At 74.8% G+C, this 23,064-nt stretch carries 22 protein-coding genes; 20 read left to right on the forward strand and 2 right to left on the reverse strand.

Annotation, left to right across the window (positions count from 1 at the left end; all coding sequences use genetic code 11):
- Positions 1-206: 206 nt before the first annotated feature.
- From rpsD to GQS52_RS23555, 16 genes are all read left to right on the forward strand, one after another.
- Positions 207-821, forward strand: coding sequence for a 30S ribosomal protein S4 (gene rpsD, locus GQS52_RS23480; RefSeq protein ID WP_182315314.1), 615 nt, complete (start codon positions 207-209; stop codon positions 819-821).
- Positions 822-1,002: 181 nt separating this feature from the next.
- Positions 1,003-1,437, forward strand: coding sequence for a DUF948 domain-containing protein (locus GQS52_RS23485; protein ID WP_182315315.1), 435 nt, complete (start codon positions 1,003-1,005; stop codon positions 1,435-1,437).
- A 7-nt stretch (positions 1,438-1,444) separates the two neighbouring features.
- Positions 1,445-1,729, forward strand: coding sequence for a DUF6167 family protein (locus GQS52_RS23490; protein WP_182315316.1), 285 nt, complete (start codon positions 1,445-1,447; stop codon positions 1,727-1,729).
- Positions 1,729-4,398 carry an alanine--tRNA ligase gene (alaS, locus tag GQS52_RS23495; protein ID WP_182315317.1) on the forward strand — a complete coding sequence of 890 codons (2,670 nt, stop codon included), beginning with the start codon at positions 1,729-1,731 and terminating at the stop codon, positions 4,396-4,398. The genes GQS52_RS23490 and alaS overlap by 1 nt, the downstream gene beginning before the upstream one ends.
- A gap of 21 nt (positions 4,399-4,419) precedes the next feature.
- Positions 4,420-4,878, forward strand: a complete 459-nt coding sequence (ruvX, locus tag GQS52_RS23500; protein WP_182315318.1) for a Holliday junction resolvase RuvX — start codon at positions 4,420-4,422, stop codon at positions 4,876-4,878.
- Between the two features lie 237 nt (positions 4,879-5,115).
- Positions 5,116-6,969, forward strand: coding sequence for an endolytic transglycosylase MltG (mltG, locus tag GQS52_RS23505; protein WP_182315319.1), 1,854 nt, complete (start codon positions 5,116-5,118; stop codon positions 6,967-6,969).
- Positions 6,966-7,820 carry a shikimate dehydrogenase gene (locus tag GQS52_RS23510; RefSeq protein ID WP_182315320.1) on the forward strand — a complete coding sequence of 285 codons (855 nt, stop codon included), beginning with the start codon at positions 6,966-6,968 and terminating at the stop codon, positions 7,818-7,820. The genes mltG and GQS52_RS23510 overlap by 4 nt, the downstream gene beginning before the upstream one ends.
- A 206-nt stretch (positions 7,821-8,026) precedes the next feature.
- On the forward strand, positions 8,027-9,211 hold the full coding sequence (aroC, locus tag GQS52_RS23515) for a chorismate synthase (protein WP_182315321.1): 1,185 nt from the start codon (positions 8,027-8,029) through the stop codon (positions 9,209-9,211).
- Positions 9,208-9,759 (forward strand): shikimate kinase, encoded by a 552-nt coding sequence (locus GQS52_RS23520; RefSeq protein ID WP_182315322.1) that lies wholly within the window; start codon positions 9,208-9,210, stop codon positions 9,757-9,759. Before aroC ends, GQS52_RS23520 begins: the two co-directional genes overlap by 4 nt.
- A complete protein-coding gene (gene aroB / locus GQS52_RS23525) occupies positions 9,756-10,856 on the forward strand; it encodes a 3-dehydroquinate synthase (RefSeq protein ID WP_182315323.1) in 1,101 nt (366 codons plus the stop codon). Before GQS52_RS23520 ends, aroB begins: the two co-directional genes overlap by 4 nt.
- Positions 10,853-11,290 (forward strand): type II 3-dehydroquinate dehydratase, encoded by a 438-nt coding sequence (gene aroQ, locus GQS52_RS23530; protein ID WP_182315324.1) that lies wholly within the window; start codon positions 10,853-10,855, stop codon positions 11,288-11,290. Before aroB ends, aroQ begins: the two co-directional genes overlap by 4 nt.
- A 427-nt stretch (positions 11,291-11,717) precedes the next feature.
- Positions 11,718-12,335, forward strand: coding sequence for an ATP-binding protein (locus GQS52_RS23535; RefSeq protein ID WP_259370932.1), 618 nt, complete (start codon positions 11,718-11,720; stop codon positions 12,333-12,335).
- A gap of 79 nt (positions 12,336-12,414) precedes the next feature.
- Positions 12,415-13,527 (forward strand): M24 family metallopeptidase, encoded by a 1,113-nt coding sequence (locus tag GQS52_RS23540; protein WP_182315325.1) that lies wholly within the window; start codon positions 12,415-12,417, stop codon positions 13,525-13,527.
- A 47-nt stretch (positions 13,528-13,574) separates the two neighbouring features.
- The gene (efp, locus tag GQS52_RS23545; protein WP_182315326.1) at positions 13,575-14,141 is read left to right on the forward strand and encodes an elongation factor P; all 567 of its coding nucleotides are present in this window, start codon (positions 13,575-13,577) and stop codon (positions 14,139-14,141) included.
- A gap of 2 nt (positions 14,142-14,143) precedes the next feature.
- Entirely contained in the window at positions 14,144-14,569 is a 426-nt protein-coding gene (nusB, locus tag GQS52_RS23550; RefSeq protein WP_182315327.1) for a transcription antitermination factor NusB, read from the forward strand.
- 149 nt (positions 14,570-14,718) lie between these two features.
- Positions 14,719-16,167 (forward strand): aminotransferase class V-fold PLP-dependent enzyme, encoded by a 1,449-nt coding sequence (locus tag GQS52_RS23555; protein ID WP_259370933.1) that lies wholly within the window; start codon positions 14,719-14,721, stop codon positions 16,165-16,167.
- 147 nt (positions 16,168-16,314) lie between these two features.
- Here the strand turns inward: GQS52_RS23555 and GQS52_RS23560 are convergent, their stop codons facing one another.
- Entirely contained in the window at positions 16,315-17,397 is a 1,083-nt protein-coding gene (locus GQS52_RS23560; RefSeq protein ID WP_182316676.1) for an alanine racemase, read from the reverse strand.
- A gap of 289 nt (positions 17,398-17,686) precedes the next feature.
- On the opposite strand from GQS52_RS23560, the gene GQS52_RS23565 reads away from it, so the two are divergent.
- Both GQS52_RS23565 and GQS52_RS23570 read left to right on the forward strand, forming a co-directional pair.
- Positions 17,687-18,763, forward strand: coding sequence for a serine/threonine-protein kinase (locus GQS52_RS23565; protein WP_220472788.1), 1,077 nt, complete (start codon positions 17,687-17,689; stop codon positions 18,761-18,763).
- A gap of 175 nt (positions 18,764-18,938) precedes the next feature.
- Entirely contained in the window at positions 18,939-20,435 is a 1,497-nt protein-coding gene (locus GQS52_RS23570) for a DNA-3-methyladenine glycosylase 2 (RefSeq protein WP_182315328.1), read from the forward strand.
- Between the two features lie 167 nt (positions 20,436-20,602).
- Here the strand turns inward: GQS52_RS23570 and bldD are convergent, their stop codons facing one another.
- On the reverse strand, positions 20,603-21,103 hold the full coding sequence (gene bldD / locus GQS52_RS23575; protein WP_182315329.1) for a transcriptional regulator BldD: 501 nt from the start codon (positions 21,101-21,103) through the stop codon (positions 20,603-20,605).
- A gap of 192 nt (positions 21,104-21,295) precedes the next feature.
- On the opposite strand from bldD, the gene pyrR reads away from it, so the two are divergent.
- Positions 21,296-21,880 carry a bifunctional pyr operon transcriptional regulator/uracil phosphoribosyltransferase PyrR gene (gene pyrR / locus GQS52_RS23580; protein ID WP_182315330.1) on the forward strand — a complete coding sequence of 195 codons (585 nt, stop codon included), beginning with the start codon at positions 21,296-21,298 and terminating at the stop codon, positions 21,878-21,880.
- A gap of 138 nt (positions 21,881-22,018) precedes the next feature.
- The gene (locus GQS52_RS23585; protein ID WP_182315331.1) at positions 22,019-23,062 is read left to right on the forward strand and encodes an aspartate carbamoyltransferase catalytic subunit; all 1,044 of its coding nucleotides are present in this window, start codon (positions 22,019-22,021) and stop codon (positions 23,060-23,062) included.
- The last annotated feature ends 2 nt before the right edge of the window (positions 23,063-23,064 follow it).

Below are 23,064 nucleotides of genomic sequence, written 5' to 3' on the forward strand. Positions count from 1 at the left end.
TGTGCGCCCGGCTGCTGACGGCATCCGGGCGGGTTCGGCCCCGCTGGACGCGGCTGACCACGAGCTGATCGGACCTCCGTCGATCGCGACCGCCCGAGGCGGCCGCCGATTCGCTGTTGCCCGTGAAGCGACTGGTGTTCCCGGGGCGGGACGCGCGACCTCCGCAGTGAGAAAACCGCATCCAAACCCGTATGGAGGACCGGAACGTGCCTAACCAGTCGCGTCCCAAGGTCAAGAAGTCGCGTGCCCTCGGCATCGCTCTGACCCCCAAGGCCGTCAAGTACTTCGAGGCCCGCCCCTACCCGCCGGGCGAGCACGGCCGCGGCCGCAAGCAGAACAGCGACTACAAGACCCGTCTGCTCGAGAAGCAGCGCCTGCGCGCCCAGTACGACATCAGCGAGACGCAGATGCGCCGCGCCTACGACCGCGCCCGCAAGGCCGAGGGCAAGACCGGCGAGGCCCTGGTCGTCGAGCTCGAGCGCCGCCTGGACGCCCTGGTCCTGCGTGCCGGCTTCGCCCGCACCATCTACCAGGCCCGCCAGATGGTCGTGCACGGCCACATCGAGGTCAACGGCACCAAGGTCGACAAGCCGTCCTTCCGCGTCCGCCCGGACGACGTCGTGATGGTCCGCGAGCGCAGCCGCAACAAGACCCCGTTCCAGGTCGCCCGTGAGGGCGGCTGGGCCGGCGAGGGCGAGACCCCGCGCTACCTGCAGGTCAACCTGCAGGCGCTGGCGTTCCGCCTCGACCGCGACCCGAACCGCCGCGAGATCCCGGTGATCTGCGACGAGCAGCTCGTCGTCGAGTACTACGCCCGCTGACCCCGGGCGGCGTACCGCCGCATGCAGCAAGGCCACGGCCCCGGTCGCCCCGCGCGACCGGGGCCGTGCGCCGTTCCGCCGCCCGGCGCCCCGGCGCCCGGGAAACGCTGTACGGGCCGGGGCCCGCGGCGCGATAGGGTCGGGTACCTGTCCCGAAGACGCCAGTAGAGGAGCGCGCAACGTGTCCGGTGCAGAGGTGGCAGGCATCATCGTGGCCGTCTTCTGGGCCGTCCTGGTGTCCTTCCTGGCCGTGGTGCTGGCCAGACTCGCCCAGACCCTGAGGGCCACCACCCGCCTGGTGGCCGGGGTGACCGACCGGGCCGTCCCGCTGCTCACCGAGGCCACGGCGACCGTGCGCGCGGCCGGCGCCCAGCTGGACCGGGTCGACGCGATCACCTCCGACGTGCAGGAGGTCGCGGCCAACGCGTCCGCGCTGTCCTCCACCGTCGCCTCCACCTTCGGCGGCCCGCTGGTCAAGGTCGCCGCCTTCGGTTACGGAGTGCGCCGGGCGGTCAGTCTCCAGAGCAGGGAAGGCGGCAGCCGCACCGTCATCGCCGGCAAGTCGCTGCCCCGCTCCCGCCGCACCCCCCGCAGGTACACCCGGACGAAGGACTGATCGATCGATGTTCCGCCGCGCCTTCTGGTTCTCCGCAGGCATCGGCGTCGGCGTGTGGGGCACCAACAAGGCCCACCGCGCACTGCGCAGGCTCCAACCGGAAAGCCTCGCCGCGACCGCGGCCGACAAGGCGCTCGAAGCGGGCGTCCGGCTCCGGCGGTTCGCGGAAGACGTCCGCCTCGGCATGGCCGAGCGCGAGGACGAACTCAACAACGCCCTGGGCCTCGCGCCGGGCAAACCCGAACTCCCGGCGCCCGGCCGGGAACCGATGTACGACCGGAGGAACCACTGATGGAGTCGGCTGAGATCCGCCGCCGCTGGCTGCGCTTCTTCGAGGAGCGCGGGCACACCGTCGTGCCGTCGGCGTCGCTGGTCGCCGACGACCCGACGCTGCTCCTGGTGAACGCGGGCATGGTCCCGTTCAAGCCCTACTTCCTCGGTGAGGTCAAGCCGCCCTTCGCCCGCGCGACCAGCGTGCAGAAGTGCGTGCGCACCCCCGACATCGAAGAGGTCGGCAAGACCACCCGCCACGGCACCTTCTTCCAGATGTGCGGCAACTTCTCCTTCGGCGACTACTTCAAGGAAGGGGCCATCAAGTACGCCTGGGAGCTGCTCACCACACCGGTGGCCGACGGCGGTTACGGACTGGAGCCGGAGAAGCTGTGGATCACCGTCTACGAGGAGGACGACGAGGCCGAGCGCATCTGGCGCGACGTCGTCGGCGTCCCCGCCGAGCGGATCCAGCGCCTGGGCATGGGCCCGAACTTCTGGTCCATGGGCGTCCCCGGCCCATGCGGCCCCTGCTCCGAGATCAACTACGACCGGGGCCCGGAGTTCGGCGCCGAGGGCGGCCCGGCCGTCAACGACGAGCGCTACGTGGAGATCTGGAACCTGGTCTTCATGCAGTCGATCCGCGGCGAGGGCACCGGCAAGGACGACTTCCCCATCCTCGGCGACCTGCCCGCCAAGAACATCGACACCGGCCTCGGCCTCGAGCGCCTGGCGATGATCCTGCAGGGCGTGCACAACATGTACGAGACCGACACCCTGCGCGTGCTCATCGACCGCGCCGGCGAGCTCACCGGCGTGCGCTACGGGGCGGACGCGGACACCGACGTCTCCCTGCGCGTGGTCGCCGACCACATCCGCACCTCGCTGATGCTCATCGGCGACGGCGTCACCCCCGGCAACGAGGGCCGCGGCTACGTGCTGCGCCGCATCATGCGCCGCGCCGTCCGCAACATGCGCCTCCTCGGCGCCACCGGCCCGGTCGTCGGCGAGCTGTTCGACGTCGCGATCGCCACCATGGGGCAGCAGTACCCGGAGCTGATCGAGGACCGCAAGCGGATCGAGTCCGTCGCCCTGGGCGAGGAGGCGGCCTTCCTCAAGACCCTCAAGACCGGCACCGGGATCCTGGACACCGCGGTCGCCGACACCAAGGCCGCCGGCGGCGCGGTCCTCTCCGGCGACAAGGCGTTCCTGCTCCACGACACCTGGGGCTTCCCGATCGACCTCACCCTCGAGATGGCGGCCGAGCAGGGCCTGTCCGTCGACGAGGAGGGCTTCCGCCGCCTGATGAAGGAGCAGCGGGACCGCGCCAAGGCCGACGCCCGCGCCAAGAAGACCGGCCACGCCGACCTGTCGGCCTACCGCGAGGTCGCCGACACAGCCGGCGCCACCGTCTTCACCGGCTACACCGACAACTCCGGCGAGGCCACCGTCGTCGGCCTGCTGGTCGACGGCGTCCCGGCGCCGGCCGCCCACGAGGGCGACGACGTCGAGGTCGTCCTGGACCGCACCCCGTTCTACGCCGAGGGCGGCGGCCAGCTCGCCGACCACGGCCGCATCCGGCTGGAGTCCGGCGCCGTGGTGCGCGTCGACGACGTGCAGCAGCCGGTGCCCGGCGTCAACGTGCACAAGGGGAAGGTCGTCGTCGGCGAGGTCGTCGTCGGCGCCGGGGCCTTCGCCGAGATCGACCTCGAGCGCCGCCGCTCGGTCTCGCGCGCCCACTCCGCCACCCACCTGACCCACCAGGCGCTGCGCGACGCGCTCGGCCCGACCGCCGCCCAGGCCGGTTCGGAGAACGCCCCCGGCCGCTTCCGCTTCGACTTCGGCTCCCCGGCGGCCGTGCCGGGCTCGGTCCTCACCGACGTCGAGCAGAAGATCAACGAGATCCTCGCCCGCGAGCTCGACGTCACCGCCGAGGTCATGACGATGGACCAGGCCCGCAAGCAGGGCGCCATCGCCATGTTCGGCGAGAAGTACGGCGACAGCGTCCGCGTGGTCACCATCGGCGACTACTCCAAGGAGCTGTGCGGCGGCACCCACGTGCACAACACAGCCCAGCTCGGCCTGGTCAAGCTGCTGGGCGAGTCCTCCATCGGCGCCGGCGTGCGCCGCGTGGAGGCGCTGGTGGGCGTCGACGCCTACAAGTTCCTCGCCCGCGAGCACACGGTCGTCTCCCAGCTGACCGAGCTGGTCAAGGGCCGCCCCGAGGAGCTGCCGGAGAAGATCTCCGGGATGCTCGGCAAGCTCAAGGAGGCGGAGAAGGAGATCGAGCGCTTCCGCGCCGAGAAGGTCCTCGCCGCCGCCGCCGGGCTCGCCGCCGGCGCCGAGGACGTCAAGGGCGTGGCCCTGGCGGTCGGGCAGGTGCCGGACGGCACCGGCGCCGACGACCTGCGCAGGCTCGTCCTGGACGTCCGCAACCGCATCGGCGGCGGGCGCCCCTCGGTGGTCGCCCTGTTCACCGTGGCGGGCGACCGACCGCTGACCGTCATCGCCACCAACGACGCCGCCCGGGAGCGCGGCCTGAAGGCCGGCGACCTGGTCCGCGCGGCCGCCAAGGCCCTCGGCGGCGGTGGCGGCGGCAAGCCGGACGTCGCCCAGGGCGGCGGCAGCAACCCGGCCGCGGTCGGCGAGGCCGTCGAGACGGTGCGCCGCCTGGTCGCCGAGACGGCCTGAGGCCCGGGGAGAGCAGCGATCATGCGACGAGGACGGCGGATCGCCGTCGATGTCGGGGACGCCCGCATCGGGGTCGCCACGTGCGACCCCGACGGGCTCCTGGCCACGCCCGTGGAGACCGTTCCTGCGGGGAAGAAGGCGAGGGGGCGGATCGCCGCCGTCGTCGCCGAGTACGAGGCGGTCGAGGTTGTCGTGGGCCTGCCCCGCTCCCTGAACGGGCGCGAGGGGCCGGCCGCGGCCAAGGCCCGCGAGTTCGCGGGCCGGCTGGCCGCGCTGATCGACCCGGTCCCGGTGCGCCTGGTCGACGAGCGGATGACCACGGTCACCGCCACCCAGGGCCTGCGCGCCTCCGGCGTGTCGGCCCGGAAGGGCCGCGCGGTCGTCGACCAGGCGGCGGCCGTGGTCATCCTGGAGAGTGCCCTGGAGACCGAGAAGAGGACCGGCAATCCCCCCGGTGAGCTGGTCGATCCCGCCGTGTGAGGGTTTTGTGGGAGGTGTGTGTCCGACCCTCCCACCCCGCCCGCCCGGCCTGCCCGCGCTGCCGGGTCGCGGTACGGTAACGTCTGCGACCACGGCGGCGCGACAGCACGCCGGTTCGAACGCCCCGATCGGGGCGCGGAGCCCGGAGCGGGCGATTCGAACAAGTAAAGGGGCGAGGTGCCCCGGACGGCCGACCCCCCCGAGCGTTGGTCGTGCCCTTCGCCGAACAGGGGACCGATGACCGACCTTGGCCGGGGATCCGGTTCACAGCCGTGGCACCCCGAAGACCCCCTCTACGGAGACGGGGGCGGCTGGGGCCAGCAGGCGCACTCCGGAACGTACGACCCCTACGCCGGCGGGGCGCAGCAGCAGTACCCGGACCAGTACTCCCAGCAGCAGTACGGCGGGCAGCAGCCGCAGCACTCGCAGGAGCAGTACCAGCAGCACTCGCAGGGCCAGTACCAGCAGGGCCAGTACCCGCAGGACCCCTACGGCGGGCAGCAGTACCAGGACCCGCAGCAGCACCCGGACCCGTACTCCCAACAGCCGCAGCAGCCGCAGCCCCCCCAGCAGCCGCAGCAGTGGGACACCTCCGCCGGGCAGTACGGCCACCAGCAGCCGCAGGACCCCTACGGGCAGCAGCCCGAGCCGTACCACGGCCAGGGCAGCTACGAGGACCCGGCGGCCCGCGGCGCGCAGGGCGGGCACCACGGCGACGCCCCCCACCCGGGCCACGGGCAGGGCGGGCAGTACCAGGACCACCCGCAGCAGGGCTCCCCGCAGTACCGGCAGGACGACGGGCAGGAGCCCGCCCCCGCCCCCGCCTCCCAGGAACCCGGCGGCCTGCCGGCGGAGGACGAGCCGGAGGAGGAGACCCACGCCTTCTTCGCCGACGACCCCGACGAGGACCGCCCGCGCGGCCGCGGCGAGGACCGCAGGGGGAGGAGCAGGAGCAGGAGCAGGGGCAGGGGCAAGGACACCGAGCGCCGCGGCGGCGCCAAGCGCCGCAGCGGCATGGCCTGCCTGGTCGTGGTCGCCGTCCTCGGCGGCGGCATCGGCGTGGTGGGCTACGTCGCCAAGCAGTACTGGGACAGCAACTACGCCGCCGCGCCCGACTACGAGGGCGAGGGCAAGGGCGAGATCCAGATCGAGATCCCGTCCGGCGCCGGCAGCGACAGGATCGCGCAGATCCTCAAGGACGCCGGGGTGGTCAAGAGCACCGGCGCCTACATCAACGTGGCCTACGCCAACTCGAAGAAGGCCGAGGGGATCCAGGCGGGCTTCTTCGTCCTCCGCAAGCAGATGTCCGCGAAGGCGGCGTTCGACATGCTCACCGACCCGGCCAGCCAGAACGTCCTGATCGTCCCCGAGGGCTGGCGCAACGCCCAGGTCTACGAGGCCGTCGACAAGAAGCTCGAGGTCAAGGCGGGCACCACGGCCGAGGTCGCCGAGGAGAAGGTCGACAAACTGGGCCTGCCGGACTGGGCGAGCGACGACCCGGGCCTGAAGGACCCGCTGGAGGGCTTCCTCTTCCCCTCCCGCTACAGCATCGGCGACAAGAGCACCCCGGAGAGCGTGCTCAAGCAGATGGTCGCCGAGGCCAACAAGCAGTACGAGCGCCTCGACCTGGCCGACAGCGCGGAGAAGGTCGGCCTGGACTCGCCGTACGAACTGCTGACGGTCGCCAGCCTGGTCCAGGCGGAGGGCATGACGCACGACGACTTCCGCAAGATGGCCCGGGTCGTCTACAACCGGCTGGAGCCGGGGCAGACACAGACCAACGGCAAGCTGGAGTTCGACTCCACCTACAACTACCTCAAGGGTCAGAGCGAACTGCACCTGCCGCTGAGCGAGATGCGCCGGCTCGACCACCCGTACAACACGTACTTCGTCACCGGGCTCCCGCCGGGGCCGATCGACAACCCCGGTGCCGAGGCCGTCGAGGCGGCCATCTCTCCTGCCGAGGGGGACTGGTACTACTTCATCTCGCTGGACGGCAAGGAGACGATCTTCAGCGAGACCTACGAGGAGCACCAGAGGCTCGCCGACGAGTTCAAGCGGCAGCAGGACGAGAAGAGCGCACAGCAGTGAACACGCACCACTCCCGGGGCCGCCGGCGCGCGGCGGTCCTGGGGTCGCCCGTCGAGCACTCCCTGTCCCCGGTGCTGCACCGGGCCGCCTACGCCGAACTCGGCCTGGACGGCTGGGAGTACGGCCGCCGCGAGACCGACGAGGCCGCGCTGCCGGGCCGGTTGGAGGAGTGCGAGGCGCAGGGCGACTGGGCCGGGCTGTCGTTGACCATGCCGCTCAAGCGGGCGGTCATCCCCCTGCTGGACGAGGTCGGCGAGGTCGCCGCCTCCGTCGAGGCGGTCAACACCGTGGTCTTCACCGAGGACGGCCGCAGGGTCGGCGACAACACCGACGTCCCCGGGATGGTCGCCGCGCTGCGCGAACGCGGCGTGGAACGGGTGGACTCCGCGGCGGTCCTGGGAGCCGGGGCCACCGCCTCCTCCGCGCTGGCCGCGCTGGCCCGCGTCTGCGACGGCGAGGTCACCGCCTACGTGCGCGGCGCGGCGCGGGCCGGGGAGATGCGCGAGTGGGGCCGCCGGCTCGGCGTCGCCGTGCGCACCGCCGACTGGGCGGACGCGGCGCGGGCGTTCGCCGCCCCGCTGGTGATCGCCACCACCCCGGCGGGCAGCACCGACGCCCTGGCCGGCGCCGTCCCCGAGGCCCCCGGCGTGCTCTTCGACGTCCTGTACGACCCGTGGCCCACCGCCCTGGCCGCCGCCTGGGCCGCCCGCGGCGGCCGGGTGGTCGGCGGGCTGGACCTGCTGGTCCACCAGGCGGTCCTGCAGGTCGAGCTGATGACCGGCTGCGAGAAGGCCCCGCTGGCCGCGATGCGCGCCGCCGGCGAGGCCGCCCTGGCCGCCCGGCGCCCCTGAGACGGCGCCCCGTCCCGGGGCGGTCCGCTTCCCGTGCCCGCCGCTCCCCGGAGCGTGCGGCCCGGGGGAGTGACGGGCGGCGTCCGCAGCGTGGACCGTGCCCGTGCGGTCCCGCGGTTCGTGGGAGGATCGAGGGGCGGCCGGTCCTGCCCTGTGGTCCGCGCCGCGGGAGAACTTCGCACGGGCGCCGGACTTGAGGAGCATCGTTGAGCAGGTTGCGCTGGCTGACCGCGGGGGAGTCGCACGGCCCCGCACTCGTGGCGACGCTGGAGGGCCTCCCGGCCGGCGTTCCGATCACCACGGACATGGTGGCGGACGAGCTGGCGCGGCGGCGGCTGGGCTACGGCCGCGGGGCGCGGATGAAGTTCGAGCGCGACGAGGTGACCTTCCTCGGCGGCGTGCGCCACGGCCTGACCCTCGGCTCCCCGGTGGCCGTGATGGTGGGCAACACCGAGTGGCCCAAGTGGGAGCAGGTCATGGCGGCCGACCCGGTCGACCCCGAGGTCCTGGCCGGCCTGGCCCGCAACGCGCCCCTGACCCGTCCCCGCCCGGGCCACGCGGACCTGGCGGGAATGCAGAAGTACGGCTTCGACGAGGCCCGTCCGATCCTGGAGCGCGCCTCGGCCCGGGAGACCGCGGCCCGGGTGGCGCTGGGCGCCGTGGCCCGCTCCTACCTGAAGGAGACCGCCGGGATCGAGATCGTCAGCCACGTCGTGGAGCTGGGCGCGGCGAAGGCCCCGGCCGGGGTGCTGCCGCGGCCGGGCGACGTGGAGCGGCTGGACGCCGACCCGGTGCGGTGCCTGGACGAGGACGCGAGCCGGGCGATGGTCGCCGAGATCGACCAGGCCCACAAGGACGGCGACACCCTCGGCGGCGTCGTGGAGGTGCTCGCCTACGGGGTGCCGGTCGGGCTGGGCAGCCACGTGCACTGGGACCGCCGCCTGGACGCGCGCCTGGCCGCGGCCCTGATGGGCATCCAGGCCATCAAGGGCGTGGAGCTGGGCGACGGCTTCGACCTGGCCCGGGTGCCCGGATCGCAGGCGCACGACGAGATCGAGACCGCCGACGGGGGCATCCGGCGCCGCTCGGGCCGCTCAGGCGGCACCGAGGGCGGGCTGTCCACCGGCGAGCTGCTGCGGGTGCGCGCCGCCATGAAGCCGATCGCGACCGTGCCGAGGGCCCTGGCCACGGTTGACGTGGCCACGGGCGAGGCCGCGCAGGCCCACCACCAGCGCTCGGACGTGTGCGCGGTGCCCGCCGCGGGCATCGTGGCCGAGGCCATGGTGGCCCTGGTGCTCGCCGACGCGGTGGCGGAGAAGTTCGGCGGCGACTCGGTGGCCGAGACCCGCCGCAACGTGACCGGCTACCTCGACAACCTGGCGATCCGGTGACCGGCACCGGCGGCGCCCCGCAGGCCGCCCCGCCCGGCGGCCCGGTGGCCGTCCTGGTCGGGCCCCCGGGGGCGGGCAAGTCCACGGTCGGCCGCATCCTGGCCGCCCGCCTGGGCGCGGACTACCGGGACACCGACGCCGACATCGAGGCGGGCGCCGGGCGGACGGTCCCGGAGATCTTCGTCGACGAGGGTGAGCCGTACTTCCGCGAGCTGGAGCGGCGGGCGGTGCGCGCCGCGCTCGCCGAGCACACCGGCGTGCTGTCGCTGGGCGGCGGCGCGGTGATGGACGACGGCACCCGGGCCCTGCTGGCCGGGCGGCCCGTGGTCTTCCTGGACGTCGCCCTGGCCGACGCGGTGCGCCGGGTCGGCCTGGACGCGCCGCGTCCCCTGCTGGCGGTCAACCCCCGGCAGCGGTGGCGCGAGCTGATGGAGGCCCGCCGCCCCCTGTACACCGAGGTCGCCCGGGCCGTCGTGTCCACCGACGGCCTGGACCCCGAACAGGTCGCTGACGCGGTCCTGGACGCACTGGAACTGAGGAAGGCATGACGGACACCCCCACCCCGCCCACCCGCATCACGATCGCCGGATCGGCGGGCACCGACGCCTACGACGTGCTCGTCGGCCACCGGCTGCTCGGCGAACTGGCCGGGCTCGTCTGGACGAAGGCGAAGCGGGTCGCGGTCCTGCACCCCGAGGCGCTGTCCGCCACCGGCGAGGCCGTGCGCGAGGACCTGGCCGAGCAGGGCTACGAGGCGATCGCCGTCCAACTGCCCAACGCCGAGGAGGCCAAGACCGCCGAGGTCGCCGCCTACTGCTGGAAGGTGCTGGGGCAGACCAACTTCACCCGCTCCGACGTGATCGTCGGCATCGGCGGGGGCGCCACCACCGACGTGGCCGGCTTCGTCGCGGCGACCTGGCTGCGCGGGGTGCGCTGGGTCGCGGTGCCCACCACCCTGCTGGGCATGGTGGACGCCGCGGTCGGCGGCAAGACCGGCATCAACACCGCCGAGGGCAAGAACCTCGTCGGCGCCTTCCACCCCCCGGCCGGCGTGCTGTGCGACCTGGCCGTCCTGGAGTCGCTGCCGGTCAACGACTACGTCAGCGGGCTCGCCGAGGTGATCAAGGCCGGGTTCATCGCCGACCCGGCGATCCTCGACCTGATCGAGGCCGACCCGGCGGCCGCCCGCACCCCGTCCGGGCCGCACACCGCCGAGCTGATCGAGCGCGCGGTCCGGGTCAAGGCGGAGGTCGTCTCCTCCGACCTGAAGGAGTCCGGCCTGCGCGAGGTGCTCAACTACGGGCACACCCTCGGCCACGCCATCGAGAAGAACGAGCGCTACAAGTGGCGGCACGGCGCCGCGGTCTCCGTCGGCATGGTCTTCGCCGCCGAACTGGGCCGCATTGCCGGCCGCCTGGACGACGCCACCGCCGACCGCCACCGCACCGTCCTGGAGTCGGTCGGCCTGCCGCTGACCTACCGCGGCGACCAGTGGCCCAAGCTGCTGGAGACGATGAAGGTCGACAAGAAGTCGCGGGCCGACCGGCTGCGCTTCATCGTCCTGGACGGCCTGGCCAAGCCGGTGGTCATGGAGGCCCCCGACCCGGCGATGCTGCTGGCCGCCTACGCGGAGGTCTCCAAGTGACGCGCCGCGTCCTGGTCCTCAACGGGCCCAACCTGGGGCGCCTGGGCAGCCGGGAGCCGGACGTGTACGGCGCGACCTCCTACGCCGGGCTGGTGGCCGAGTGCACCGCGCTCGGCAAGGAGCTCGGGTTCGACGTCGAGGTGCGCGAGACCAACGACGAGGGCGAGATGGTCCGCTGGCTGCACGAGGCCGCCGACGGGTCGCTCCCGGTCGTCCTCAACCCCGGCGCGTTCACCCACTACTCGTACGCGATGCGGGACGCGGCGGCCCAGCGCACCGCTCCGCTGGTCGAGGTGCACATCTCCAACCCGTACGCGCGCGAGGAGTTCCGGCACACCTCGGTGGTCGCCGCCGTCGCCACGGGCACGGTCGCCGGCTTCGGCATCGGCTCGTACCGGCTGGCGCTGCGCGCGCTCGCGGAGGAACTCGCCTGACGGGCGGGCGGGGCGCGGCCGTCCGGCATCGGGCCGCCGCCCCGCCCCCGCTCCTGCCGCCGACCGGTGCTGACCGGCGGGTTCGGCCGCGTCCGGTTCACACAACTGTCGCTGGGAACGGTACCGTTCGGTGTCGCCCGGCCAGTTCGGCCGGGCGCTCGGCGACATCGCCCGGACAGGACGGAGTGGGGCAGATGCAGCACGCTGCGGGGATGCCGTTGCCACATCCTCCAGGCGCCCCCCGGGGCGGCGCGGGCGGCTGGGGCCCTCCCGCCGCCGGAGGCGGTGCGCCGCCGTCCGGGCCGTCCGGCTTCCCCGGCCCCGCCGTCCCCCCGGTCCCGCCCGCGCCGCCGTCCGCGGCCCCGCCCGCGCCGCCCCGGGCGGCCGCCGGGGTCACGGGGCCTTCCCGCTGCAGCAGCCCGCACCGGTGCCCCCGCCCGCCCCCGCCGGCCCTCCCGGGCCCGGCGGGCCGGCGCACGGCGCCCCCGCCCCGGTGGCGGTGCTGCTGATAGGGGCGGCCGGAGCGGGCAAGACCACCATCGCCCGCCACTGGGCCGACCACCGGCCGGCCCCCACCGCGCACATCAGCCTCGACGACGTCCGCGAGTGGGTGCGGTCCGGCTTCGCCGACCCGCAGTCCGGCTGGAACGAGCACAGCGAGGCCCAGTACCGGCTGGCCCGCCGCACCTGCGGCTTCGCCGCCCGCAACTTCCTGGCCAACGGCATCTCCTGCATCATCGACGACGCGGTCTTCCCCGACCGCCCGGCGGTGGGCCTGGGCGGCTGGAAGCGGCACGTGGGGCCGGGACTGCTGCCCGTGGTGCTGCTGCCGGGCCTGGAGGTCGTCCTGGCCCGCAACGCCGAGCGCACCGGCAACCGCAGGCTCTCCGACGAGGAGGTGGCCCGCATCCACGGCCGGATGGCCGGCTGGTACAGCTCAGGGCTGCCGATCATCGACAACTCGCAGCTGGACGTGGTGGCCGCGGCCGAGGCGCTGGACCGGGTCGTGGCCCGGGCCCTCGCGGGCCCGCCCGCGGCCGGCTGACCGGTCCCCGGCCCGTCCCGGACGACCGGGCGGGTGCGCTCGGGGCGCCGATGTGCCGCCGCGCGCCTAGCCTCGATACATGTCCGATGCCCACGCGGCCCGCCGGGCGCGGCTGCGCGACCGTTTCCTCGCGACCGGAAGCGGGGCGGCCCTCGTCTCCCGGCCCGCGAACATCCGCTACCTGACCGGCTGCACACCGCCCGGCGCGGTGCTGCTGGTGGGCCGCGAGCCCGACCAGGACCACCTGGTGGCGGCCCGCAGGCCCGGCCGGGACCCCGCCGAGGGCCAGCCGCCGGACGGCGTGCGGATCACCGTGCTGCCCTCACCCGAGACCGACGCGGTGGTGACCGCCGCCGCGCTGGCCGCGGGCATGTGCGACGCCCCGGTGGCGGTCGAGGAGCACCACCTGACCGTCGCCCGCCACCGCGCCGCGGCCTCGGCCGCGCCCGGGCTGCGCCTCGCCGACCTCGGCTGCGCCGTCGAGCAGCTGCGGCTGGTCAAGGACGAGGAGGAGATCAACTTCCTGCGGATCGCTGCCGAGATCACCGACCAGGCGCTCGGGGAACTGCTGGAGTCCATCCTGGTCGGCCGCACCGAGCGGCATCTGGCACTGGAGCTGGAGCGGCGGCTGATCGACCACGGCGCGGACGGGCCCGCCTTCCCCACCCGCGTGGGGACCGGCCCGCACTCCGGGCTCGCCGCCCACCCGCCCACCGACCGCAGGGTGGAGGAGGGCGACCTGCTCACCGTCGCCCTGGGCGCGGCCTACCGCGGCTACCGCTGCGAGATCGCCCGCACGTTCGTCATCGGCACCGCCCCGGCGGACTGGCAGATCGAGCTCTACGAGCAGGTCTTCGCCGCCCAGCGGGCCGGACGGGAGGCCCTGGCGCCGGGCGTGCCCTGCCGCGAGGTGCACCGGGCGGCCCGCGAGGTCCTGGAACGAGCGGGGCACCAGGGGGCCCCCGGCCCCCTGCTCGGCCACGGCGTGGGCCTGGAAATCGGCGAGGACCCGCAGTTGTCCTCCGGCGCCATGGGTAAACTGGACGCTTGTGTGCCGGTCACCGTCGAGCCGGGGGTCCACCTCCCGGGCCGGGGCGGGGTCCGGATCGATGACACACTCGTCGTCCGCCCCCCGGCGGAGGGCGGGCCGGAGCTACTCACCATCACGACCAAGGAGCTGCTCGCCCTCTAGCGGGTGTTCCTACAGTCCCTACGCAGCGTCCAGGAGATTCCCCGACCGTGGCGACCACGAACGACCTCAAGAACGGCATGGTGCTCAAGCTCGAAGGTGGCCAGCTCTGGTCCGTCGTCGAGTTCCAGCACGTCAAGCCCGGCAAGGGCGGTGCCTTCGTGCGCACCAAGCTCAAGAACGTGCTCTCCGGCAAGGTGGTCGACAAGACCTTCAACGCAGGCACCAAGGTCGAGACGGCCACCGTGGACAAGCGCGGTATGCAGTTCTCGTACAAGGACGGTTCGGACTTCGTGTTCATGGACACGCAGACCTACGACCAGATGCCCATCAGCCCCGAGGTCGTCGGCGACGCCGCCAACTACCTCCTCGAGGGCCAGGACGCCACCGTGGCGATCTACGAGGGCGCCCCGCTGTTCATCGAGCTCCCCGCCTCCGTCGAGCTGGTGATCGAGTACACCGAGCCGGGCGTGCAGGGCGACCGCTCCACCGGCGGCTCCAAGCCGGCCCGCCTGGAGACCGGCTACGAGATCGGTGTCCCCCTCTTCATCACCACCGGTGAGAAGATCAAGGTCGACACCCGCTCGGGTGAGTACCTCGGCCGGGTGAACAGCTAACCGTGGCAGCCCGCAACAAGGCTCGTAAGCGCGCCTTCCAGATCCTGTTCGAGGCGGACCAGCGCGGCAGCGAGCCGAAGACGGTCCTCGCCGACTGGATCCGGCTCGCCCGGACCGACACCCGCCAGCCGCCGGTCACCGAGTACACGATGCAGCTGGTCGAGGGCTACGCCGACCACGCGGCCCGCATCGACGAGCTGCTCGCCACCTACGCGGTGGGCTGGACGCTGGACCGCATGCCGGTCGTCGACCGCAACGTCCTGCGGCTGTCCGCCTACGAGCTGATCTGGGAGGACGGTGTCCCGGACGCGGTCGTCCTGGACGAGGCCGTCGAGCTGGCCAAGGAGTTCTCCACCGACGACTCCCCGGCCTTCGTCAACGGCCTGCTCGGCCGTCTGAAGGAGCTCAAGCCGACGCTGCGCCGCTAGGCGCGCACCGCACCGACCGGCAGGGCCGCCACGAGGACCGCACGTCGTCCTCGCGGCGGCCCTGGTGCGTTTCCGTCCCGTCGCCTAGATTCGCGCGCAGGCCCGGCGCCGAAGGGGACGGCGGCACGAGGAGCGACCCGGGAGGGACCGTGAGCGACGACGAGATCCTGCGCAGCCTCCACGCCCTGCGCGAGGGCGACCTGCCCGTGCACGGCGGCCGCACCATGGCCTACGTCTACGACGCGGGCCTGGACGGGGTCGACGAGCTCGCCGCGCGCGCCCACGCCGCGTACGCCGGCGTCAACGGCCTGGACATGACCGCCTTCCCCAGCGTCGTGAAACTGGAGAACGAGGTGGTCGGCCGCGCCGCCGCCCTCCTGGGCGGGAACGCGGCCACCGCGGGCACGTTCACCAGCGGCGGCACCGAGAGCTGCCTGCTGGCCGTGCTGACCGCCCGCAACCACGCCCGCCGCACGCGGGGCGTGCACCGCCCCGAGCTGGTCCTGCCCGTGACCGCGCACGCCGCCTTCCACAAGGCCGCCGACCTGTTCGGCCTCGAGGCGGTCACCGTCGGCGTCGACCCGGACACCTTCCGGGTGCGCCCCGAGGACGTGGCCGCCGCGATCACCGACCGCACCGTCCTGGTCGTGTGCTCCGCCCCCTCGTACGCCCACGGCGTGGTCGACCCGGTCGCCGGGGTCGCCGCGGCCGCGGCCGCCCGCGGCGTGCTGTGCCACGTCGACGCCTGCATCGGCGGCTGGTACCTCGGCCACCTGCGCCTCGCCCGGAACGCGCCGCCCGTGCCGGAGTTCGACCTGTCCGTGCCCGGCGTCACCTCCTTGTCGGTCGACCTCCACAAGTACGGCTACACCCCCAAGGGCGCCTCCGTCCTGCTGCTGCGCGACGCCGAACTGCGCCGCCACGGCTGGTTCGCCCACCGCTCCTGGCCCGGCTACCCGGTCGTCAACCCCACCCTCCAGGGCACCCGGTCCGCAGGGCCCATGGCCGCCGCGTGGGCGGTGCTGCGCCGCATCGGCACCGACGGCTACACCGAGCTGTCGGCCCGGGTGCACGCCGCCACCCGGCGGCTGGCCGACGGCGCCGGCGCGGTCGACGGCCTGCGCGTGCTCGCCGACCCGGACGCCTCCCTGGTCGCGGTCGCCTCCGACGACCCGGCCGTGGACCCGTTCGTCGTCGCCGACGAGATGCGCCTGCGCGGCTGGTACCTGCAGCCGCAGCCCGCCTTCGCCGGCTCCCCGGCCAGCCTGCACATGACGGTCACCGCGGCGGTCACCGGCCGCATCGACCGGCTGCTGGCCGAACTGGCGGACGCGGTGCGCCGCGCCCGCGCCGCGGGACCGCCCGCCGTCGACCCCGCCCTGATCGAGGCCGCGGCCGGGCTCGACCCCGACGCACTCGGCCCCGAGGAGGCCGCCCTCGCCCTGCGGCTGGCCGGGGTGGGCGAGGACGGCGGGCTGCCGGAGCGCTCCGCGCCCGTCCTCGCCGTCCTGCAGGCCCTCCCGCCGCGCCTGGCCGAACGCCTCCTCCCCGAGGTCGTCGGCCGCATGTACCGCCCCGGCGTCCCCGGCCGCCCCTGACCGGCCCCGACCGGCCCCTGACCGGCCCCGACCGGCCCCTGACCGGCCCCGACCGGCCCCTGACCGGCCCCTGACCGGCCCCTGACCGGCCCCTGACCGGCCCCGACAGGCCCTGGCAGTCCCGACCCGCCCCGGCCGCCGGAGGAGTCAGGTGTTGGCGCCGCGGGCGGCGACCGGCCAGCGGTCGACCACCTCGCCGCCGCGCACCGCCACCAGCTCGTCGACGAGGTTGACGGTCGAGCAGACGTGGACGGGGACGACGGCGACCCTGCTGCCGGGCCGCGGCGCCCGCGCCCCCGCGGGGATCCGGACGGTGGCGTGGTGCTCCGACAGCGCGGAGACCACCGCCCCGGGGAATCCCGGGAGGTGCCCGTGCCCGTCCACCCAGGGAGAGGTGTCCGCGCCGAGCACCTTGCTGCCCGCGTCCAGCACGAAGCGGTCCGGCCCGGGGACGCTGACGACGGTCGCCGCGACGGCCAGCGCCACGTCCTCGGACCGGCAGGAGCCGAGCGCCAGCTGGGCGGCGTCGTTGAACACGTAGACGCCCGGCCGCAGCTCGTCCACCGTCCCCGGCCGCCACGCCCCGGCCGTGGGGGTCGACCCGCCGCTGACCACGAGGGGGCCGAAGCCGGCCGCGCGCAGCGCCCCGGCGGCCTCGCCCAGCGCCCGCTCCTCGTCCCTGGCGGCCCGCTCACGGGCCTGCGGGGCGTGCCCGTAGCCGTGCCCGGGGAAGGTGAACACCCCCTCCACCGCCAGCCCCGCCTGCGCCGCGGCCCGCGCCACCGCCACGGCGCCGTCGGGGCGCACCCCGGTGCGGTGGTGCCCGCTGTCGATCTCGACCGAGACGCCCACCGGCCGCGTACTGCCGCGGACGGCGGCGCCCAGCTGCGCGGCGCCCTCCGCCGAGTCGACGCCGACCCGCAGCGCGACGCTCCCGGCCAGCCGCCGCAGCCGCCGCCCCTTGTCCCCGTCGACCCACAGCGGGTAGGCGACGAACAGGTCGTCCACGCCCGCGGCGGCGAATACCTCCGCCTCCCCGACCGTGGCCACGGTCAGGCCCCGCGCCCCCGCCCGCAGCTGGAGCTCGGCGATCCGCGGGCACTTGTGGGTCTTGGCGTGCGGGCGCAGGGCGAACCCGCCGTCGCGGGCGGCCCGCGCCGCCCGCTCCACGTTGCGCTCCAGGACGTCGACGTCCACCACGACCGACGGCGTGGCCACCGTATCCGGCATCTGCACGGCTGCTCCTCAACTAACGTCCCGGAAAAGAACCGACCCCGCCATCGTCCCAGCCCCCACCGCCCGCGGGCCCGGAGGCGGGGGGAGCGGGGGTCCGGGAGGGCGGGCCCCGGGCCCGGGACGCCGCCAGGACCGCACACAACCGTCACCGACCGCACAACTCGTCGGGGCGGAGGGTGGATTAGGGTGGGCAGCCGCAGTTCCGGCGCTCCGCGGCCCTGCGCCCGGCGGAGGGCGCGGCGCGGCTGCTGAGACGGTCCGGACGGAACAGGGGTGTGGGCACGTGCTGCTGGCGGGGCGGTACCGGCTGGAAAGGCTGCTGGGCCGCGGGGGCATGGGCGAGGTCTGGCGTGCCGTGGACGTCATCCTCGACCGCCCGGTGGCGGTCAAGCTCCTGCTGGACCCGGGGCACGGCAGCGGTGCGGCCGAGCGGTTCCGCACGGAGGCCCGCACGGCCGCCCGCCTGAACCACCCGCAGGTGGTGAGCGTGTACGACTTCGGCTGCGACGGGGACCGCTTCTACCTGGTCATGGAACTGGTCACCGGGCGCAGCCTGGCCGAGGAGCTCGCCGTGGGCGGGCCGCTGAGCCCGCGCCGCGCCGCCGCCGTCGGGGCCCAGGCGGCGGAGGGCCTGGCCGTCGCGCACGAACGGGGAGTCGTCCACCAGGACGTCAAACCGGAGAACCTGCTGCTGACCACCGACGGCACGGTCAAGATCAGCGACTTCGGCATCGCCCGCCTCACCGACGGCGCCGCCGCCGCGCGCACCGGCGACGAGGCCCTCGTCGGGACGACGCCCTACCTGGCACCCGAACGCGTCCTGGGGGAGCAGGCGGGCCCCGCGAGCGACGTCTACGCCCTCGGGTGCGTCCTGTACACCCTGCTGACGGGCCGCATCCCCTTCCGGGCGGACAACCCGGCGGGGATGCTCTACCAGCACGTCAACACCGAACCGGTCCACCCCCGGACGCTGCGGCCCGCCCTGCCGGAGCCGTTCGGCACCTACGTGCTCGACCTGATGGCCAAGGACCCCGCCCGGCGCCCCACCGCGCGCCGGGCCGCGACGTGGCTCGGCAGCCCGGCCTGGTACGGGGCGGCCGTGCCGGAACCGGCCCCCGGGGGAGCCGCGCCGCTCCCCGCCCTGCCGCGCGGCCCCGGGCGCAGGAGGAAGCGGGACGCGCTGAAGGAGCTCCTGCTGCGCGGCCCCGGGGCCCTGACGGACGCGGCGGCGGCAGCGGCCGGCGCGGCCGCGGACGCCCTCGTCCATGCCCCGCCCGCCGGGCCCGCCGCCGACGGCAGGACGACGGGAGGCGGGCGCGGCGGACGCGCCGCGCCCGGGGGCGGGGGAGCGGGCGGCTGACGCCGCCGGGCCCGTCAGGGCCCGCGCCGGCCGCTACCGCGCCGTCCGGCACCGCGCCGTCCGGCACCGCGTCGGCCGCCACCGCGTCGCCCGGCCCCCGTCCAGCCTCCGGGACCGCCACGGCTGTGTCCGAAAACCGCCGGTACACGGCCGGGGCCGGGCGGACCATGGAGGGGTGACCGACACCTTCCAGGCCCGCTACCAGGCGATCAGCAGCCGCGACGCACGCTTCGACGGCCGTTTCTACACGGCGGTCGCCACCACCGGGATCTACTGCCGGCCCAGCTGCCCGGCGCGCACGCCCAAACCGGAGAACGTCTCGTTCTTCACCTCCGCCGCCGCCGCGCAGGCTGCCGGGTACCGGGCCTGCAAGCGCTGCCGTCCGGAGGCGAGCCCGGGGTCGCCCGACTGGGACGTGCGGGCGGACCTGGTCGGCCGCGCCCTGCGGCTGATCGCCGAGGGCGCCGTCGACGAGGGGGGAGTGGGCGGCCTCGCCCGCCGCCTGGCGGTCAGCGAGCGGCACATCCACCGGCTGATGACGGCCGAGGTGGGGGCCGGCCCCCTCGCCCTGGCGCGGATGCGCCGCGCGCAGACCGCGCGCATGCTCCTGGAGGAGACCGCCCTGCCGGTCACGGACGTGGCGTTCGCCGCGGGCTACGCCAGCGTGCGGCAGTTCAACGACAGCATGCGCGAGGCGTTCGGCTGCACCCCCAGCGGGATGCGCCGCCGGGGCGGCCCGCCCGGCGGTGCCGGCGGGGGCGGGGAGATCGTGCTGCGGCTGACCCACCGCCGCCCGTACGCGGCCGGGCCCGTGCTGGACTTCCTCGCGCTGCGCACCGTGCCCGGCGTGGAGGAGTCGGACGCCGGCACCTACCGGCGCACGCTGCGGCTGCCGCGCGGCACCGCCCTGGTGGAGCTGGTCCCGCGCCCGGAGGACGGGTGGGTCACCGCCCGGATGCGCCTGGACGACCTGCGGGACCTGGCCGTCGCCGTGCAGCGCTGCCGCCGCCTGCTCGACCTCGACGCCGACCCGCAGGGAGTGGACGAGGCGCTGGGTGCCGACCCGCTCCTGGCGCCGCTGGTCGCCGCCCGGCCCGGCCTGCGCGTCCCCGGCCACGTCGACGGCTTCGAGCTCGCCGTCCGCGCCGTCCTGGGCCAGCAGGTCACGGTCAAGGGGGCGCGGACCTTGGCGGGGCGGCTGGTGGAGCGGCTGGGCAAACCCCTGGACGCCCCGGCCGGCACGCTCACCCGTCTCTTCCCCGCGGCGGAGGCGGTGGCCGCCGACGACCTCGAGGGCATCGGCCTCACCGGCGCCCGCGCCAGGGCGCTGCGCGCCCTGGCCGGGGCGGTCGCCGACGGCCGGCTGGTCCTGGACCCGGGCGCGGACCGGGAGGAGGCCGCCCGCGGGCTGCTCGCCCTGCCGGGCGTCGGCCCGTGGACCGCCTCCTACGTGGCGATGCGGGCCCTGGGGGACCCGGACGCGATGCCGCTCGGCGACCTCGTCCTGCGGAAGTCCCTGGGCGCCCTCGGGGCCCCGGACACCGCCGCGGCCCTGGCCGCCGCCGCCGAGCGGTGGCGTCCCTGGCGGGCCTACGCCGCCGGGCACCTGTGGGCCCTCGCGGCGGACGACGGCGCCCCGGCCGGACCGCGGACCGGCCCGGCGGGCGGCTGAGAGCCCGTCCGGGGCCGGGGCGCGGTCCGGCCGGGGCAGCCGCCGCCCCGCACAAAAACCGGCGGGCCGGGACGCGTCGCGTCCCGGCCCGCCGACGTGACGTTTCTGCTGTACGTCTGTGGGGTTCGTTGCTGCTGTTGTCCCCCCGCCGTCGGGCGGGGAGGGTTTCAGCCCTCCTCGTGCTGCACCGCGCGGCGTGCGTCCGCGTCCAGTACGCCCCAGCTGATCAGCTGCTCGGTCAGCACCGAGGGGGACTGGTCGTAGATCACGGCCAGGGTGCGCAGGTCGTCCTGGCGGATCGACAGCACCTTGCCGTTGTAGTCGCCGCGCTGGCTCTGGATGGTTGCTGCGTAACGCTGCAGCGGGCCGGCCTTCTCGTTCGGCACCTGGGACAGGCGCTCCAGGTCGAGGACCAGCTTGGGCGGCGGCTCGGCGGCACCGCCGGGGGTGGTGCCCGGAAGCAGTTCCTGCACCGGGACGCCGTAGAAGTCAGCCAGCTCGGCGAGCCGCTGGACGGTCACCGCGCGGTCCCCGCGCTCGTAGCTGCCGACCACGACCGCCTTCCAGCGCCCCTGGGACTTCTCCTCGACGCCGTGGAGGGAAAGGCCCTGCTGGGTGCGGATGGCGCGGAGTTTGGCCCCGAGCTGCTTGGCGTAGTCGCTGGACATAAGGCTCCCTGGACGGAAACGTGGTAACTCACTGTAAGGTTACGCAGCGTAATCCTGCTCGTCAAGCCGAATGGTCCTGACCGGCCCCGATGTGTGTTCGGACCGGTGGAGTGTCCCTGGTACGGTGAACAGCGTAATTTCCGACGTCCTTTAAGGCCCGTCCAGTGAGGCGGGGAAGGGGGTCCCTTTTCCATGGCCGACACACGACCTGTCCCGGCCCGCCCGGTGCTCGAGGCACCGGACATCGCCCGGGTCCTCACCCGCATCGCCCACGAGATCGTCGAGCGCGCCAAGGGCGCCGACGACGTGGTGCTCCTGGGCATCCCGACCCGCGGGGTCTTCCTCGCCCGCCGCCTCGCCGACAGGCTCGCCGACATCACCGGCCGCACGGTCCCGGTGGGCTCGCTCGACATCACCATGTACCGCGACGACCTGCGGCTCGGCCCGGCCCGCGCACTGGCCCGCACCGACATCCCCGGCGACGGCGTCGACGGCCGCCTCGTCGTCCTCGTCGACGACGTCCTCTTCTCCGGCCGCACCATCCGCGCCGCCCTCGACGCACTCGGCGACATCGGCCGCCCCCGCGCGGTCCAGCTCGCGGTGCTCGTCGACCGCGGCCACCGCGAGCTGCCCATCCGCGCCGACTACGTCGGCAAGAACCTGCCCACGTCGCTGCGGGAGACCGTCAAGGTCCTGGTCGCCGAGAACGACGGCCGCGACGCCGTCCTGCTCGGCACCCGCGACGGCGCGCCCGCCGACGGGCCCGCCGGCGGGTAGCGCGGACGCACCGCCCCACCGCACCACCGCGGCGGCCCGTGTCCGCCGGCCCCGCCACGCCTCCCGGCAGGGAGGCGACAGGCGTGCCCGGAACCGCCGCCGGACCCGAGCCCCCTCCCTTCCGCTCCGGAGTGATCAGTGAAGCGCCACCTCATCTCGGCCGCCGACCTCACCCGCGACGACGCCGTCCTCGTGCTCGACACCGCCGAGGAGATGGCCCGCGTCGCGGACCGGCCGATCAAGAAGCTCCCCACCCTGCGCGGCCGCACCGTGGTCAACCTCTTCTACGAGGACTCCACCCGCACCCGCATCTCCTTCGAGGCCGCCGCCAAGCGGCTGTCCGCCGACGTCATCAACTTCTCCGCCAAGGGCTCGTCGGTCTCCAAGGGCGAGTCCCTCAAGGACACCGCGCTGACCCTGGAGGCGATGGGCGCCGACGCCGTCGTCATCCGCCACCCCTCCTCCGGGGCCCCGCACCGCCTGGCCACCTCCGGGTGGATCAAGGGCTCGGTGGTCAACGCCGGCGACGGCACCCACGAGCACCCCACCCAGGCCCTGCTCGACGCCTTCACCGTGCGCCGCCACCTGGCCGGCGCCGCCGACGGCGGCCCCGTCCCGCACGGCGCCCCGGCGGGCGACGGCACCGGCCGCGACCTGGCCGGGCGCCGCATCACGATCGTCGGCGACGTCCTGCACAGCCGGGTGGCCCGCTCCAACGTCCTGCTGCTGAACACCCTGGGCGCCCACGTCACCCTGGTCGCCCCGCCCACCCTGGTGCCGATCGGGGTGGAGAGCTGGCCCTGCGAGGTCTCCTACGACCTGGACGCGGTGCTGCCCGGGAGCGACGCGGTGATGATGCTGCGCGTGCAGCGCGAGCGGATGAACGCCGCGTTCTTCCCCACCGAGCGCGAGTACGCCCGCCGCTACGGCCTGGACGCGGCCCGGATGGCGGCGCTCCCGGAGCACGCGATCGTCATGCACCCCGGGCCGATGAACCGGGGCATGGAGATCACCGCCGAGGTCGCCGACTCCGAGCGCTGCACCGCGGTCGAGCAGGTCGCCAACGGCGTCAGCATCCGCATGGCCGTGCTGTACCTGCAGCTCGGCGGCGCCCTGCCGGCCGACTCCCCGGCCGCCGCGGCCGGCGCCCCCACCCCCGCCCGTACCGAGGAGAGCGAGTGACC

Source organism: Streptomyces sp. SCUT-3 (genome assembly GCF_014083985.1).
Classification (GTDB): Bacteria; Actinomycetota; Actinomycetes; order Streptomycetales; family Streptomycetaceae; genus Streptomyces_H; species Streptomyces_H thermolineatus.